The organism is Paenibacillus donghaensis (assembly GCF_002192415.1).
Classification (GTDB): domain Bacteria; phylum Bacillota; class Bacilli; order Paenibacillales; family Paenibacillaceae; genus Paenibacillus_AQ; species Paenibacillus_AQ donghaensis.
In genome coordinates, this window is the sequence record NZ_CP021780.1 from 1,851,471 (window position 1) to 1,868,396 (window position 16,926).

The following is a 16,926-nucleotide window of genomic DNA, read 5'->3' on the forward strand; positions in this document are numbered from 1 at the left end:
GGACATGAAAAAAAATAAAAATTGTAAAGCCTTTATAATGTTTTTAGCAATTACAGTCCTTATGATTGCAATGATTACAGGTTGTTCAAAAAACGTACAAACGCCAGGTGGTACAAATAATATTGGTATATCAGAGGATGAATCCAAAGCAGATAATACGGAGAAAAAGGGTGATGAAAACCCTTCTCAGACTGATGTAAATGAAGAGCAAAATGATTCTGACAGCAATTCAGTAATGACCAATGACGGTTTCTTCGGAAAAGTAAAGCGTATCATAGGTAATGAAGTTGAGATTGAGATAGGGTTGGTTCCAGACCAAGCTTGGGATGAGAAGATAGATCCTGAAGAAAAGAAGGAACATGGTGTTCCTCAGGTTATGGTAAAAGAAAGAGAAAATCCACCGGGAATGGAGGATATTGTTGCACCCAACCCTCTCGAGTATGGCGGCTCGATCTTTGGAAAAGACGGAGAAGTTAACTTAGCGTATACCGGAGAGAGCAAGACCATAATTATTCCAGCAGGCACGGATATCCGAAATTCTTTGGGCAGGAAAGCAACCTTGGATTCCATTGAAAAAGGTTCAGTATTAGCAATTAAGCCAAAAGTTATAGATGGTAAGGATGCCGGCATAGATAAGATTTTAATTTATAAATAAGCTGACAATTTAAACTGAAAGGGGGGGAAGCTTTTGAATGAAATAATCAAGATGGATAAGGTAAATAAATCTTATCCCATGGGAGAAGAAAGCTTGCATGCACTTAAGGATATTAGCCTCACCATTGAAAAAGGTGATTACTTAACTATACTGGGTCCGTCAGGCTCTGGCAAAACCACATTAATGAATATTCTGGGGTGCATGGACACTTTGGATGGCGGAACATATCAATTTGAAGATATGGAGGTGGAGAAGTGTAGTGACAAGGAATTGTCAAGGATTAGGAATCAGAAGATCGGATTTATATTTCAAAAATACAATCTAATCCCTCAGTACACAGCAATGCAAAACATTATTATGCCTTTACTTTTGCGAGGAATGGGCAGAGACGAAGCACTAAGAAAAGCAGATGAAACGATCAGTCTTGTCGGATTATCTGATAGGGTGCTTCATAAGCCAAAAGAGCTTTCAGGAGGACAGCAGCAGAGAGTAGCCATTGCTCGTGCTTTAGTAACGGAACCTTCTTTGTTGTTGGCAGATGAGCCAACCGGTTCTTTGGATTCTGCTACTGGTCAGGAGATACTGACTTTGTTTCAAAAACTAAATGACAATGGCAATACTATAATAGTGATTAGCCATGACATTAAGGTAGCGCAACAAAGTAAAAGGATTATTTCTATATTTGATGGAAATTTATTAGAGTGAAAAATATTGAATTTGATGGACACGTTCAAGGATGTGCTGGAGAAAACCTTGAACGTGGAACCGGACACCCAACGGAACGATGAACGGTACGATCAGAACTTAACAGCCGCAATGGCTATGGCAAGAGAACGATTCATACCGAATATGGGGATAAGGAAATCCAAGTGCCGCGTGATCCGTTTGGGTGAGTTCAATCCGTGGTAGTGAAGAAAAAAAACCATGTCACCGGCATTGAAGTGCAAATCATCGCCTTGTATGCAAATGCGTCAGTGTCCGGGATTCAGGATTATCTGCAAGGGCTCTAGGTGTGTAGGTGTTCCCCAGGCTCAACTCCGAAGTGACAAACAAGATCGTGCCGCTGATAAAGGTATGACAGAATTGTCCCCTGCAGCCCGTATATGCCGTTGTGTTTCTGGATGCCATTCATTTCAAGGTTAGCATGAGGGGGTCATTGTCAACAAAGCCGTCAATTGGTCATCGCCATTGATCTGGATGGCATGTGGGAGTGGGGAGAACGAATCCGCCAAGTTCTGGCTCAGCGTGCTCAAGAACCGAGGCAATCAGGATGTCCGGAGCAGTTGCTCCTGTAATTTGGTCAATGGTAGGGGCGGGCCGATTCTGCTGTAGTTCTTTCTGAGTTCTTTCCAAGTTCTCTCCAATGTCCCAAAATGGCTTCATTTCAGGTTGTCGCCGGGAGGCCTTGCCGGTGCTGGGAATAACACGAAAACCCGCAAAAAACCTTGATTCTACAAGGCTTTTCGCGGTTTTTATAGGACTTAACTTCTGCTATCTTCCCGATAGCAGACCCGACTCAAAATCGTCTTCGTTGAAAATCGAAACCACCGTAGTGAATGGCTGGCCGTGCTTAGCACCGACGGTATGCTCAGTGATGAAGAAATCGTGCGCATTTACGGGATTCGCTGGAAAATTGAACAGTTTTTCAAAGTCACCAAGTCCTATTTACAGTTGGCCAAAGAATTCCAAGGCCGCTCTTACGACATGATGATTAGCCACACCACCATTGTGTTTTCCCGTTATTTGCTGCTGGAATGGGAATCACGCCAGGCCACCGATCCACGAAGTCTGGGTGAACTGTTCTTTTGGCTTTGTGATGAAGTCAAATTGTTGGATTTCTCTTCGGCTTTGCAGTTCCTGTGGTTGCTTTTTCAAAAATTGGTTTCGCGTTCGGTTTCCGTGCGGCAAGCTCGGTGTCAAGTGCAGGACTGGATTGCTACTTTGCCTTTTTATATCAAGGCTTGTTTACCGATTTCGCCCTGCGAAAGTTGAGTTAATAAGTCCAAACGTGCAGAAATGAGCGGTTGGACGTAATAGTAATGGAAGGGCTGATCACCAATTATGATTTCAAGGATATAATCTTCTCCTACGAATAAGAACCTTATAGGTAAACGTTCACGAAAAGAAGCCTGCCACATCCGCACTGGACGTGGCAGGCTTCTTTGGCAGTCAGGCCTTCTGCTTCAATGGACCCGCACGGCGGACAAGCTTCGCCAGCTCCATGGCAATTACAGCGCCAAGGGCGAGGCCGGTTGCTGTCAGCCAGTGGTTCATGCCGAAGGAAGCGGGGATGGAGAAGATTTCTCTGACGCCGGGCAGGACGGCAATGCCATAGAAGGCAAAGCAGACCAAGACGGCGCCGATCACGTATTTGTTGCTGAAGAATCCGGCTTCAACAGAGGTCTGGCTGTTGGAGCGGGCGGCGAAGGTCTGCAGGGTCCGCGCCAGAATCAGCGTTGTAAAGGCCATCGCGATGCCCATTTCTTCGGAATGCTGCAATCCGATATACTGGGAGACAATAACAGCTACCCCTATAAGCAGACCACGTGTAATAACAGCCTGCATCATGCCTCCGGAGAAGATTCCTTCGTTGATGTCTCTAGGCTTGCGACTCATCACATCCGGTTCGGCTTTCTCCATACCAAGTGCAATGGCCGGCAGGGAATCGTTCGCCAGATTGATGAACAGCAGCTGGATGGCTGTGAACGGATTAATCCAGTCGAAGATCAGTGCGAACAGGATGGCGATAATCGCACCCAGATTGCCGGCGAACAGATAGGCGATGGCTTTCTTGATGTTGTCGAATACCGTCCGGCCCACAGCGACTGCATTGACGATGGATACGAAGTTATCATCCGTCAGAATCATGGCCGCTGAATCCTTGGCTACATCGGTTCCACTGCCCATGGCAACGCCAATGTCCGCCTGCTTCAATGCCGGCGCATCATTTACGCCGTCGCCCGTCATGGCTGTAATTTTGCCTTTCCGCTGCCAGGCACGGACAATTCTAATCTTGTTCTCCGGTGAGACCCGGGCATAGACGCCAATCTGCTCCAGCCTGCTGTCGAGTTCCTCCTCGGACATGGCATCCAGCTCCTGGCCGGTTACAGCAATTTCGTGCTCTGCCATCAGTCCGATATCACGTCCGATGGCCTGGGCGGTGGTCTTGTGGTCCCCGGTAATCATAATCGTGCGGATGCCAGCCTTGTTGGATTCTGCAATGGAGCCATAGACAGCCTCGCGCGGCGGGTCAATCATCGCCGACAGGCCGACCAGCACCAGATTCTGTTCATCTTCAAGTTCAACCTCAGTGACGGTATTAGGCACGGTCTTGTAGGCATAAGCAAGCACCCGCAAGGCTCTACTGGAGAACTGTTCATTCGCTTCGGTGAAGCGTTCAAGAACTTCCGGTGTCAGCGGGACCTCCTGGCCACTCAGCAGCACATGCGTACATCTGCTGAACAGGACATCCGGACCGCCTTTGGTAAGCAGGGCTTTCTGTCCGTCAAAGGTATGCAGCGTCGTCATCAGCTTACGTTCCGAGTCAAACGGCAGCTCGGCTTCGCGCGGGAAATTATCGCGGATTTCGCGGTAATCCTTGTTCTTGCTGTTGCTGAAAGCAATAAGCGCAACCTCTGTAGGGTCGCCCAGCTCCTTGCCTTCCTCATTGATGTTCGAATCGTTGCAGAGCACGGCGATATGCAGCAGTCTGCGGGCTTCTTCCGACCATTCCTCTGCCTGCAGGCTGAATTGATCCTGCGTTCCTTCCGGCAGAAAATAATCGACAACCGTCATTTTATTCTGTGTCAGGGTACCGGTCTTGTCCGTACAGATCACACTGGTTGATCCCAAGGCTTCAACAGCGGGCAGCTTGCGGATAATGGCGTTCTGCCGGGCCATCTTGTTGGTACCCACGGAGAGCACGATGGTTACGATAGAGGACAATGCCTCCGGAATGGCTGCGACCGCTACGGCGACGGCAAACATCAGGGCATTCAGAATCGCTTCGGTCGTGTCGACCGTATCGTTCGAGAGCCATACGCGCGCAGCCTGGATGGAGAATATGAGTATAGACAGCAGCAGGACGGCCAGACCCAGCTTCTTGCCGAAGCTCTCCAGCTTGCGCTGAAGAGGCGTCTGCTTGGCTTCCGCGCTCTCGATCAGGCCCGCGATCTTCCCAAGCTCAGTACCAAGCGCTGTTCCTGTAATGACCAGGGTTCCCCGGCCGTAGACGACCAGAGAGCCGCTGAAGGCCATATTGCGGCGGTCTCCAAGCGGAGCATCCTGTTCAATAGGATGGATATGCTTATCAACGGCTTCAGATTCTCCGGTAAGCATGCCTTCGTCAATCCGCAGGCTCCCGGATTCAATGATCCGTCCGTCAGCAGGCACATAATCGCCTGCCTCCAGAAAGACGATATCGCCGCGAACGAGCTCTCTGGCCGGAATAGACAGCATCACGCTGTCCCGGATGACCTTGGCTTCGGGTGCGGACATCTTGCGTAGTGCATCCAGTGAGCCTTCTGCCTTGCGGGTCTGAATGACACTGATCACGGCATTAAGAATCAGAACAACAAAGATGATGACGGATTCCATTACATGTCCCATCACAATCTGAACAGCTGCCGCTATGAGCAGCACAACTACCATAGGATCTTTGAAATTCTCCAGAAACAGTTTCCAGAGCGGGTCTTTCTGCTTGCCTTTTAGCTCATTGTAGCCTTCCTTTGCCAGCCGGTTGTCTACTTCAGCAGACGTAAGTCCATTGGCTGTACTCTGCACTTCCTGTAGTGTGTCTGACACACTGCTGCGGTAATACTCCACCAGGTAACAGCTCCTCTCCAGTTGCTTTTTCTATATGTTCACAACTTACGGTAGAAATTGCGACAAGTTTCAACAAGTTTTCCCGGGAGTATTATTTTTTTCGAGTAGAGAACAGTTATACATTCATAGATAATAGGATAAACAGGAGGTTGGATCGTTGGATACATTAACCCGGTTCGAATTGAAGAAAATCATACGTAGGAAGTCCTTTATTGCCGGGCTTGTCTTTCTGGTGGGCATGACCATATTAATGGCAATGCTGCTGATTACAGGACAACAGACCACGGGGAGAGACAGTAAGTTTCTATATGGGCTGGAGGCTATTCAGCTGGAGAGGGAATATAACAGGCAGTTAGCCGGACCTCTAACCCCGGAGCGGGTAGCCGAAACGATCAAGTTGCATCAGGACATCAGGAAGGACCCGAGATATATTGACGAGACTGGTGAAATCAGCATTGAGAACTATGCTAAATATGATGTGAAGTATGAGCAGCTCTACAGTCTGATCAGGCCGGTCTATTATCCGCCGGGTGAATTTGATTTCTATATTATTGACCGGATGAACCCAAGTGACGGCATGCACTATTATCAGAAACGCATGGAGCGGGTGGACGAGTATTTGAACACGGAGGAGGGCTTCGGTCCTTATTCGGCAGAGGAGAAGGCTTATTATGCTCAAAAAAATGAAAGTATCCCCGTGCCATTTCAGGTTGAATACGTCAGCGGCTGGCAGCAGGTGTTCGAGAATCTGCCGTCTGTATTTCTTGTCACTGCGCTTGTTATTGCCATCTTGCTGGCTCCCATGTTTGCCGGAGAATATCAGAGCCAGGCGGATGCGATTATTCTAACCTCCCGCCATGGACACAATAAGCTGATCGCCGCCAAACTCAAAGCAAGTCTAATCGTTTCGCTTGGGCTGCTGGCTGTGGCGCTTACGGTCTACACGCTGCTGCTGCTTATAGTATTTGGTTTCGATGGCGGGAATGCCAGTGTGCAGATCATCAATCTGCAGTCACCGGTTCCTTATACTGTTCTGCAGACCTATGGGTGGGTGGTTGGCCTAGGCAGTCTGGCGTGTCTGCTGGTGGGGGTGGTGACATTGTGGCTGTCCAGCCGCATGAGTAGTCCGTTCAAGGTTATCGTTGTCGCCGGGGCGCTTGTGATCGTTCCGCTGCTGCTTCCGGATATGGACAGCAATCGCTATGTGATCCACCTGATGAATCTGCTGCCCCTGAACATGTTTGATGGCTTCTCGAAAGTGACTGGGTATGAAGTGCTCCACTTGGCAAATTGGTTTATACCGGAGTACAAGCTGATGGCAGGTTACTGCATTATAGCTATAGCTGTGCTGCTGCCTGTTACTTCCCGGACGTTTAAAAACCATCAGATAAGGTGAGCAGAAAATTCTTAACAGAACTCCATAGGGGTCCCAAAGTCAAAGAGATGAGCGGGGTCCTCTATATTGCGGGTTGACAGAACGGTCAATCGAATATATCATAGACACATTAAGTCCTTTAAGTGGGATTTGAAGGAGAGTGATATATTTTTTTGTGACTATTAAAGACATAATGTATCTTTAATAGATATCAAATGACCTCGAAGGGATGAACATGATGGCGATTCAACATGCAAAGGATTCGAATTTTGCGGAAAGAGTACAATCTGAAGGAATTACGGTGGTTAACTTCTGGGCTTCCTGGTGCGGGCCATGCAGAATGTTTGCTCCGGTGCTGGAGGAATTTGAGAAGGAGGCAGGCGCAGCTGTATCTGTAGTCAAAGTGAATGTGGACGAAAGTCCGGTCACCTCCTCCCAATATCAGATTATGAGCATTCCTGCTACGATTATTTTTAAAGATGGTATCCCTCAGCATAGTGAGGTGGGCATCTTGCCTATGAAGATGCTGCAGCAGCTTAGCCGTGGATAAGGCGTTAAATCGGAAGCCGGGGTTCATTGTTGCTTCGCTGGTGATTGCGAATTTTCTCGGCCAGTTGATGCAAACGATGCTGACGACGGCACTGCCGCGCATGATGGAGGATCTCTCCATTAATGAGAACCGGGCGCAATGGCTGTCTATATTCCTCCCTGGGATGGCCGGAATCGGATTTATTGTCTCTTTCTATATGAAGGAGCTAGGCAACCAACCACTCCAAAAGCGTAGGCTTGCGAAGCGAGTTTTGTACGAAGCAGAATCGAAGGAGTAACGCTAACAAAACTTTTAGGAGGAGATCAAATGATCTATGATTGTGCAATCATCGGTGGAGGACCGGCGGGACTGAATGCGGCGCTGGTGCTGGGACGGGCCAGACGCAAGGTGGCCATTCTCGACAACAATCAGCCCCGCAATGCGGTTACCCATGCCTCGCATGGATTCATCACCCGGGATGGCGTTACCCCAGGCGAGTTCCGGCGCATCGCCTATGAGGAAGTGCTGCGTTATCCTTCTGTGCAACATCTCCCGCTGGAGGTAACCGGAATGGAGGCGCTCAGCGGCGGGTATGCAGTTACGACATTGACGGGCCAGCGGGTGGAAGCCCGCAAGCTGCTGATCGCCACAGGGCTGCGTGAGGTCTTCCCGAAGATTGCGGGCTTGCATGAATGTTATGGAACAAGCCTGTTCAACTGTCCGTACTGCGACGGCTGGGAGCTTCGGGATCAGCCGTTGATCGTTGTCTCAGATAAACCGGGCGTCTTTCATATGGCTAAGCTGCTCTATACCTGGAGCCGGGATCTGGTGATCTGCACGAATGGGCAGGCTGTGCTGGATGACGTGCAGAAGCAGCTGCTGGAATCGCGCAACATCAGGGTTGTGGAACAGGCAGCGGTGGCTTTTATTCATGAAGAAGGCAGGCTGCGGCAGGTGGAGTTCGCCGATGGCAGCCGCATAGAGCGAAGCGGCGGATTCATTACGCCAGAGTGGCAGCCAAAGGCGTCTTGGGATGATGATCTTGGATATGAGGTCAACGAGCTGGGCGGTGTAGTTACGGATGAATGGGGCAGAAGTACAGTGCCGGGCGTGTATGCTGCCGGAGATGCGTCGTACATAGGGCCCTCCCAGCTGATTTATGCCGCTGCGGCGGGAAGCAGGGCGGCGGCAGGCATCAACCTGGAGCTGACAGAAGAAGACTTCGTGTAGGATTTCCGGCAAGGATTACAGATTTACAATAAGAAGGGATGATTGGAATGATAACCGATTTGTTCAATACAAACCTCTGGGCACAGGCCTGGAACGAAGACCTCACCACCTCCGTGAATAAGATGAAGCAAGCCGGTATTGATAGAACGCGTTCCTTCGACAACCGGGCCGATAGCTTCAACAAGCAGGTGTTCAGTGAAGAGGGCAGACAGCGGGCACGCCGGATTACCCAGTGGCTGACCGGGCAGGGCGTAGCCTTCAAGGATAACACGATCCTGGATATTGGAGCGGCTTCGGGCGGCTTTACAGTTCCTTTTGCCGAGGAAGGAGGAAGGGTTACCGCTGTTGAACCTAATCTGCCGCTTGCCAAGCTGCTGAAGAAGAATACGAAAGACATAACGAACGGGAATGTTGAGGTGGTAGTTGAAGATTTTGAAGAGATTGATGTGGCGGAAAGAGGCTGGGAACAGGCCTTTGATCTGGTGTTCGTCTCGATGTGTCCGGTGATTGCCGACTGGGACAGTGTGGAGAAGGTGCTGAGCTGTGCGCGCAGGTTCTGTTATATCAGTTCGGTTGCAGGTGCCAGAGAGCATAGTCTGCTCAATGAAGTTTGGCCTCTGCTTACGGAAAGGGTGCGGGAACCGGAAATGTCGGAGATGTTTTATCTGACGAACCTGCTGTATCTCAAAGGCTATTCTTTCCAGTCACTGGTGACCCGGGAGATGAAGACTGCTGTGCTTACGAGAGATGCGGCACTGAAGGAAGTCATGGATATGGTAAGACTGTATCAGCTGCCTGCTGATGAACAAGCCAAGCGGATCATTGCCGACTATTTGGAACAGACTTATGTGGACGATAAGGTGGCTGTCCATCAGGGCGGACGTTTCGGTAAGGTATTGATTCAGCTGGAGGACCAGAAGATGTACGGCGGAGAGCGTTAATTTAATTAGGAGAATATAGAGCAGACTGCCCGTTCCTTGAGGATGGTGCAGTCTATTTTTGTGGCTTATTCCGGCTACTACTTAGGTTCCAGGGAGAATTTAGAGGGTTGCTTGGGACGTTTGGAGCAATTTTAGAAGCGAAGGTGGTTACTACTTAGGACTCCTTATAAAAAGATTTACGCAGATTCTGTCCCATCTTTAGGGAGCCGAACAATTAGTTGCGAAACTGCATCTATTTAACCGATTTTTTCTGTTTTGGAGGAAATAAGTGCGAATACGCATCTATTTTAGACTTTTGAGCGTTCTAGGAGTGATTTGCTCGAAATTAGTTGCAGATTTGCACTTATTTGCCTGCTAATGGACGTTGCGGCTGAATTTAGTTGCAGTTTCGCATCTAATTACTCGGAAGGCTCCAGGGCAGACTCTAAATCCTGGCTGGAACCTAAGTAGTAACTGAAAGTGCAATTAATTTCAGCTAGATCTCCAGTCAGCGGGAGAATAAGTGCAATTCTGGTTACTACTTAGGACCCGGGTCTCGATATAGGTTTGAACGTTCTAAGTCCAAAACCCGTCCTCCCTAAATCCGCAATTTCAAGTAACAGGGTCTGTAATGAGCATCCAAACTCTGATGTAAGTCCAAATGGGTATGTATTGTGGGGGCGACGTGTGTTTAGGGATGTTTAGTGGTACTAACGGACTGCATAGCCTCTATATGGATGAAACAGGCTAATATTACGAATTAACGGACTGTATAGCCTGTATTGAGCTCAAAACCGCCGAATACAAGGGTGTTTGGAGCACATAAGGGCAGTATAGCCTGTATTGAGCTCAAAACCGCCGAATACAAGGGTGTTTGGAGCACATAAGGGCACTGGAGTCCGTAACTCCCGCAAAAGTGGCGTCAGCAGCGGAATAAGGGTATCAGAGTCCGTAATTCTCCGAAAGGTGCGCTAGCAATGAACTAGCGGTAGAAATTCCCTTTCTGGACCTAAGTACCCTTTTTGCATCTATTTCCTCCAAAACAGGGGAAGTTAGATGCGGTTTTGCAACTAATTAATGGTTCGAACTTATGAAACTCGCTCAATGACTTTACTATTTATATTGTTCGTTCAAGTTTCACTGCAAAATTAGGTTTGGTTACGTATTCCATATAAGTTGTGTTTCCGCTAAAATCCAGATAAGCTTGAAATCGGGTTCGTATGGCTGGAGCTGTAATCAATTCCAATACTTCATTTTTGTCAACCCAGCGGCTATCTGAAGTTTCATCGGAAGTACCCAATTCTCCACCCAAGGGCTTGCATGTGAAATCCAGCATTACCTTAGTTGGAACATCGGTCACTCCGTCATGCCATTTATAAGTTGCTGTATTTGAATAGACGCCTACTAAAGAAGACACCATGATGTCTATTCCACTTTCCTCTTTAATCTCTCTAACTAAAGCCACTATCAGGTTTTCACCATTTTCTACTTGCCCACCAGGAAATACCCAGCCACCATGCTGTGTCTTCACAAGTAGAACCTGCCCTTGTTCATTCTCTACAATACCACCTACTGCTACGATATGTGTTAGCATTGCCATACTTAGTACCTCCCAAAAGTTAATTATTTGCGCAGCAGGTTCAGCTCTGGCCGCAGCGCCTCCATCCCGTCCAGTACCGGCTATTCGGTACCCACAACCCGCTAAGCGCGGTAAACCCCGGTTGATGATCAATAATCTGTTGATAATATTCGCTGTGCCGCTGTAGACTTTCGGTTCTGCCCTCACCAGTGACCCAGGGTTCATAATCCGTGAACATCGCCATACCGGCGGCACTAGCCTGGAAATCCTGCATCATTTGCGTTTTATCAAGCAGCAGACTAAAGAGTGGCTCAGGTGCGGTTCTCGTCGGTTAAATAGGTCTTGACGGCAGGAGGCGCATAGCTGGAGAACTGATCCAGCATCCCCTGTGGAGTGGTGTCGGTCAGCACAATGGAACGGTATTTGTCGTGCATAAACTGTTCACCGGTCATGATGTCAAAGTGTGTGATCAAGGAGTCGTAATAATGATTGATGTTCAAGAGTCCGCAAGGCTTTTGGTGCAGTCCGAGCTGGGCCCAGGTAAAGATCTCGAAATATTCCTCCAGTGTGCCGGGACCGCCCGGCAGGGCGATGAAGCCGTCGGCCAGCTCTGACATTCGGAGCTTGCGCTCATGCATCGAATCGACCACAATCAATTCCGTCAGGCTGCTGTGGGCAATCTCGCGGCTGTGCAGGAAATGCGGAAGGATGCCGACCACCTTGCCCCCCCGTTCCAATACGCCGTCAGCAACGGCTCCCATCAAACCGACACTTGCGCCTCCATAAATCAGGGTAAGGTTTCGTGCAGCGAGCTCATGGCCTAAAGCGCGGGCGCTTTCTTTATATACCGGGGATGCCCCGTCGCTTGATCCACAGAATACGGCTATACTTTGCATGAATTCTCAATCTCTCCTTTAGGGAAAATAGTCTATGGAACATAGGTTAGTCACGTCATTATATCACAGGGTCTGGAAAATGTGGGAGCCGGGTTGTTTTTCGTTTCTACAAGTCGTATAATGAAAAACGAGTTGTAGAATCGAAAGGGGTTGAGTAACGAAATGCATATTACTGCCGCTGAAATGGAGATTATGCAGATTCTGTGGAGCACGGCCAACCGAATGACAACCAAAGAAATCATGGAGCAATTGCCAGACAAGAAGGCTACAACAATTCTCACGCTTACTGGCAGACTTATCGACAAAGGCGTGCTGCAATCCGTCAAGCTAGGTCGCTCGCATGCACATGAATATTGGCCGGCTGTCAGCGAAGGCGATTACCGCAAACAGCAGACGCACAGCTTCCTGCATTCCATACACAAAGGGTCAGCCAAAAGTCTGATTAGCGCCTTATTTCAGGATGAGAATCTGAGCAAAAGCGACATCGACGAGCTTCGCGAATTCATCAACGGAGAGGCGGAGAAGCATGACTGACTGGCTGCTCGGCACCACGCTTGCCGGAAGTATCGCAAGTCTGGTGTTGATCGTACTCCGAAGCAGGCTGGCGAAACTCCTGGGCGGCCGCCGGTATTACGCTCTCTGGCTTATGGTACTGCTGCTGTATCTTATCCCGCTGCAGTTAGATATCCAGGCATTTAGCCCGCAGCGGGAGGTCTATGTTGAACAAACCGGCGGATATCCGGCTGTCACCCCGGAGACCACAGGCAGTTCTGGCAACATGGAAGCAGCAGCTTCTTCTACGCTTGTGGCTGAGAATCGTATACCGGCTGATCACTTCTCGTTGTCCGCAGACCAGTGGCTGCTAATCATCTGGGCGACCGGCGCTGCCTTAATGTTAGGCCGGTATTTCCTAGGGTATGTCCGCTTTAAGCAAACCGTAACTCAAACAGTAGTCCATTCTAGCCTTAAAGGGCATATACCCGTAGTGGTCAGCAGCCATATTCACTCACCTATGCTGATCGGATTCCGGAAGCCGAGAATTGTGATGCCTGATAAGATCGTTGGTTCTTCGGCATACCAGCTCGCGCTGGAGCATGAAAGGATCCATCATCAGCAGAAAGACGCATGGATCAAGCTGCTGGCCGTGGTAGTAAACTCCGTGCACTGGTATAATCCGCTGTCTTATCTGGCCTTGTCCTATGCTGCAGAAGCCTGCGAATACGCTGTGGATGAGCAGATTACCAGGCAGATGAAGCCGGAAGACAAGAAGCGCTACAGTGAGATGATCCTGTATTATGCCTCACAGAGGGTATATGCCATGAACAACAGTCTTGCTCAGCCCAAAAAACAGCTCTACAGGAGGTTTAGCCTAATTATGACCAAGGATAAAAACAGCCCTAAATCAGCTGTCGCTGGTGTGATGCTGGCGGTGATTCTCGCTGTAGTTTCAGTCTTCGCTTCCTCTGCGGTGTTCGCAGAGCCGCCCAAAGCGCTTAAATTATACGCAGGTGCCATGAGAACTTATTACGATCCCACTAAACCGCTTGAGGAAAATGTGCAACATACGTTGGGCCACTATTTTGCCAACAAGATGCGAGTAACTGAAGGTCCCGTGTATATTGACGCCAATGGGCTGAAGATAGATTATTATAACCGAACCCAGCCTTACTATAGGATCACCAAGAAGTGGCAGGATAATAACGTGGATATCGCGGACAGTGCTGCTCTTACGCTTTCGGTGAAAGGGCGCGAGCTCAAGGTGGCTTTTGCCGGCAAGGCAGCCGCGTATAAGAATGATGAAATAATCAAGGAAATGATTGTGAATCAAATTACTTTTGAACTGGCTAATGATAATCATGCTTTTATCGACGAATTGTTACAGCGCGGGGTATATGTGATAGATGAGGTGGTGGCTGCGAAAGACTTTGCTTTTCAAGTCAGGACTGCGAGTAACAACGAAATAATAACATCTAACCCAAAGAATTTTGGTTATGTCGGCTGGAAACCCCTTACCGATTATGATGCCAAGAGTGAAACAAGCAAGCTATTCAGTGGGATGGTCACTCTTCCTGCAATCGGGAATACAAGTGACGGCACAGAGGGCAAGGTGATTGGCAAAGCTCTGGTGCTGAAGAGCGGGAAGACATTAACTATTGATGTGAAGGAAACCACGGACCTTACGCCAACCGTCAGCCTGAGTATTGTGGATCAGACTACAGGTGAGCTGGTGTACTGGGAGCCGGCGGCTCCAAGCGGCTGGAGGTATATTTATACACCAAGTAAGCCCTATGTCGGACACTCCTTTAAGGTGATAGCCAGCGCCAGCGGAGAGCAGCAGGATCAGGTGTCAATGGAGATTTTTACGTACAAGATCGGCGAGTGGGAAACGAGTGTAACCCGATAAAATGTGCCATGAACAGTGGGGCTGCTATGGCAGTTCTGCTGTTTATTTGTAAATATAAGAATTTATATGTGGCTCAAAACCAAAATCAGCGGTTGACCCCTTGTGAATGATGCCCGCTACGGGTTAGGAGGGTTCTTCCGATCGCTGTTAAAGCCCGATTTCCTTATTGTAACCTGCAGATTCAGTTCCATGATAGTCTCATATGTCCAGTCCAAAGAATTAGTTGCGAAACTGCATCTATTTAGCCGTTTTTTTCTGTGTTGGAGGAAATAAGTGCGAAAACGCACCTAATTTAGGATTTTGAGTGTAATAAGCTTGTTTTACTCGAATTTAGTTGCAGATATGCACTTATTATCCTGATAATGGGTGTCTCGGCTGAAATTAGTTGCAGTTTCGCATCTAATTCGACCGACGATTCCAGGGCAACACTCTAAATCCTGGCTGAATCCTAAGCAGTAACGAAATGTGAGAATAAGCCACTCTTCCTATAGCGGAAGAGTGGCTTATTTGATGAGGTATAGGTTACTACGTAAGGCCCTCCGCTCTGTTCACTCGTATAGTCAACCGCTGATTTTTAGATTGAGCCTTATATGTTCTACACTATAATTTATCCTTCTATTTCTCGCTGAAACGGATACCTGAAAGCGATACGTAGTATCGCTGCTTCGGAAGCATACGCTTTACAGAGGGCGGCGAAGCCGTTTCTACTTGTTACCCCCACAGAAAGTGCTGTGCAGGAGATCGAGTCTAGAACGTAGAACCCTGTTCAACAAGAAAGGCAGGTGCAGAAGTGAAAACCTTGATCATAGTAGATGATGAGCCTTCGGTCCTGAACGGGCTGCGGACTTATGTGGATTGGGCGGCGCTGGGAATTACACTGGCGGGAACTGCAGATGACGGCGATACCGGATTGGAATTAATTGCAGAGTTGAAGCCGGATATCGTGCTGACGGATGTGCAGATGCCGGCCATGGACGGGATCACGATGGCGGCTGCGATCCATGCGCGGCTGCCGGCCACCAAAATTGTGTTCATCAGCGGCCATAATGATGCTGAATACCTCAAATCGGCGCTGCAGATGCATGCGGTGGATTATATCTTTAAGCCGATCAGCCGCAAGGAGCTGGCTGCGGTAATGGGCAAGGTGTGCGCCGTACTGGAGGCGGAAGATCGGGAACGGCGGCTGGTAAATGAGATGCAGGTTAAGCTGAGCCAGAGTATGCCGCTGTTGCGCGAGCGGTTTCTGCTGTCTGTCATCAGTGACAGTCTGGATGTGACCCATCTGCAGGCGAAGCTGGATTTCCTCGGCTTGCCGCTCACTTCAGCCGGAGGGTATATCCTGATGGTGATTGTGATTGACGATGTGACCCAGGTGATGAACAGCCGATCTGAAAGGGATAAGCAGCTGCTGTCCTACACGGTGCTGAACATTATTCAGGAGCTGATTGACAAGCAGATGCGCGGAGTGACCTTCGAGAAGGTGGCGGGTGAATATGTCGGGCTTCTACTGACGCAGTCTACCCCGCTGGAGGCGGACGCAGGGATCGAAACAGCTGGAGAAGAGCTGTCCGGCGAGCCGGATGCGGAGGAAGGCTGGAATCTGCCGGGTGAATCCCCGGAGGATGACCTGCTCACGCTGGCGGAATCGATCCGCAGCAATCTGCGGCAATGGCTGAAGCTGAGTGTAACGATTGGGGTAGGCGAGCAGGTGGACAGTCTGGCCGACATTCCAGCCTCCTATCGTCAGGCCAGGGATGCGGTGGACCAGAAATGGTATCTGGGCAAAAACCGGATTCTGACGATGGACAATATAGAATCAGCATCGGCGGAGCATTTGGGCTACCGACTGGAGACGGAGCCGGGAGAACGTGTGCTTGCAGCGCTGAAGATGGGTGATCCGGTCCGGCTGAGCCAGGAGCTGGGCGCGAGCTTCACGCTGCTGGAACGCAGCCGTGAACGCGGTGCGCGTTATGCCCAGAATGTCAGCCAGCATCTGATCCTGCAGTCCAGTCAGGTCCTGCTGGAGCTGAATGGGATGACGCCGGAATTCGAGCGCCGGGAAGCGGAGGCCTGGAAGCAGGTGCTGCTGCAGGAGACAATCATGGAATTGCTGCAGTTCACCGAAAGCTATCTGCTGGAGGTCTGTGCTTTCGTGCAGGCGAAGCGTAGCAGCAAGGCCAGTGAGGTAATCGAGAAGATCCGCAGCCTGATTGAAGCCAGATATGAGCAGAATCTGACCGTGGCAGACATCGCCGAGGGGGTATATCTCAGCCCTACGTATGTCCGGCTGCTATTCAAGCAGGAGACCGGGGAGACCTTGTTCGAGTATTTGACCCGGGTGCGGATTGAGAAGGCCAAGAGCATGCTTAGGGACCCGCAGAATAAATTGTATGAAATCTGCTATGCCGTGGGCTATTCCGATCCCAGTCATTTCAGCAAGCTGTTCAAGAAGATTACCGGCTCTACGCCTAGCGTGTACAGGGAGCTGCATAAATAGCCAGCAAAGGGGGAGAT

At 49.4% G+C, this 16,926-nt stretch carries 14 protein-coding genes and 2 pseudogenes; 12 read left to right on the top strand and 4 right to left on the bottom strand.

Annotated features, from left to right (window positions below; all coding sequences use genetic code 11):
- Positions 1–4: 4 nt before the first annotated feature.
- The 4 genes and pseudogenes from B9T62_RS07675 to B9T62_RS07690 all read left to right on the top strand — a co-directional run.
- Entirely contained in the window at positions 5–655 is a 651-nt protein-coding gene (locus B9T62_RS07675; protein WP_087914717.1) for a hypothetical protein, read from the top strand.
- 33 nt (positions 656–688) lie between these two features.
- Positions 689–1,360 (top strand): ABC transporter ATP-binding protein, encoded by a 672-nt coding sequence (locus tag B9T62_RS07680; RefSeq protein WP_245864380.1) that lies wholly within the window; start codon positions 689–691, stop codon positions 1,358–1,360.
- 12 nt (positions 1,361–1,372) lie between these two features.
- Positions 1,373–1,954: pseudogene (locus B9T62_RS41700) on the top strand (transposase); the annotation flags it as partial.
- Between the two features lie 216 nt (positions 1,955–2,170).
- A pseudogene (locus B9T62_RS07690) lies at positions 2,171–2,647 on the top strand (IS4 family transposase); the annotation flags it as partial.
- Positions 2,648–2,824: 177 nt separating this feature from the next.
- Here B9T62_RS07690 and B9T62_RS07695 read toward each other — a convergent pair.
- Positions 2,825–5,479 (bottom strand): cation-translocating P-type ATPase, encoded by a 2,655-nt coding sequence (locus tag B9T62_RS07695; RefSeq protein WP_087914720.1) that lies wholly within the window; start codon positions 5,477–5,479, stop codon positions 2,825–2,827.
- Positions 5,480–5,636: 157 nt separating this feature from the next.
- On the opposite strand from B9T62_RS07695, the gene B9T62_RS07700 reads away from it, so the two are divergent.
- From B9T62_RS07700 to B9T62_RS07720, 5 genes are all read left to right on the top strand, one after another.
- Positions 5,637–6,875 (top strand): hypothetical protein, encoded by a 1,239-nt coding sequence (locus tag B9T62_RS07700; protein ID WP_087914721.1) that lies wholly within the window; start codon positions 5,637–5,639, stop codon positions 6,873–6,875.
- A 214-nt stretch (positions 6,876–7,089) separates the two neighbouring features.
- A complete protein-coding gene (trxA, locus tag B9T62_RS07705) occupies positions 7,090–7,404 on the top strand; it encodes a thioredoxin (protein ID WP_245864381.1) in 315 nt (104 codons plus the stop codon).
- A complete protein-coding gene (locus tag B9T62_RS40560; protein WP_087914722.1) occupies positions 7,397–7,681 on the top strand; it encodes a hypothetical protein in 285 nt (94 codons plus the stop codon). The genes trxA and B9T62_RS40560 overlap by 8 nt, the downstream gene beginning before the upstream one ends.
- A 29-nt stretch (positions 7,682–7,710) precedes the next feature.
- On the top strand, positions 7,711–8,613 hold the full coding sequence (locus tag B9T62_RS07715; protein WP_087914723.1) for an NAD(P)/FAD-dependent oxidoreductase: 903 nt from the start codon (positions 7,711–7,713) through the stop codon (positions 8,611–8,613).
- A gap of 47 nt (positions 8,614–8,660) precedes the next feature.
- Positions 8,661–9,554 carry a class I SAM-dependent methyltransferase gene (locus B9T62_RS07720; RefSeq protein WP_087914724.1) on the top strand — a complete coding sequence of 298 codons (894 nt, stop codon included), beginning with the start codon at positions 8,661–8,663 and terminating at the stop codon, positions 9,552–9,554.
- A gap of 1,096 nt (positions 9,555–10,650) precedes the next feature.
- Here the strand turns inward: B9T62_RS07720 and B9T62_RS07725 are convergent.
- From B9T62_RS07725 to B9T62_RS07730, 3 genes are read right to left on the bottom strand one after another with little or no spacing between them, the layout of a single operon-like run.
- A complete protein-coding gene (locus B9T62_RS07725) occupies positions 10,651–11,133 on the bottom strand; it encodes an NUDIX hydrolase (RefSeq protein WP_087914725.1) in 483 nt (160 codons plus the stop codon).
- A 40-nt stretch (positions 11,134–11,173) separates the two neighbouring features.
- Positions 11,174–11,389, bottom strand: a complete 216-nt coding sequence (locus B9T62_RS38815) for a hypothetical protein (RefSeq protein WP_157685503.1) — start codon at positions 11,387–11,389, stop codon at positions 11,174–11,176.
- Between the two features lie 34 nt (positions 11,390–11,423).
- Positions 11,424–12,008, bottom strand: coding sequence for an LOG family protein (locus B9T62_RS07730; protein ID WP_087914726.1), 585 nt, complete (start codon positions 12,006–12,008; stop codon positions 11,424–11,426).
- A 162-nt stretch (positions 12,009–12,170) separates the two neighbouring features.
- On the opposite strand from B9T62_RS07730, the gene B9T62_RS07735 reads away from it, so the two are divergent.
- The 3 genes from B9T62_RS07735 (at position 12,171) to B9T62_RS07745 (ending at position 16,909) form a co-directional block, all read left to right on the top strand.
- The gene (locus B9T62_RS07735) at positions 12,171–12,542 is read left to right on the top strand and encodes a BlaI/MecI/CopY family transcriptional regulator (RefSeq protein ID WP_087914727.1); all 372 of its coding nucleotides are present in this window, start codon (positions 12,171–12,173) and stop codon (positions 12,540–12,542) included.
- A complete protein-coding gene (locus B9T62_RS07740; protein ID WP_087914728.1) occupies positions 12,535–14,412 on the top strand; it encodes a M56 family metallopeptidase in 1,878 nt (625 codons plus the stop codon). The genes B9T62_RS07735 and B9T62_RS07740 overlap by 8 nt, the downstream gene beginning before the upstream one ends.
- Positions 14,413–15,202: 790 nt before the next feature.
- Positions 15,203–16,909 (top strand): response regulator transcription factor, encoded by a 1,707-nt coding sequence (locus tag B9T62_RS07745; RefSeq protein ID WP_087914729.1) that lies wholly within the window; start codon positions 15,203–15,205, stop codon positions 16,907–16,909.
- Positions 16,910–16,926 lie beyond the last annotated feature (17 nt).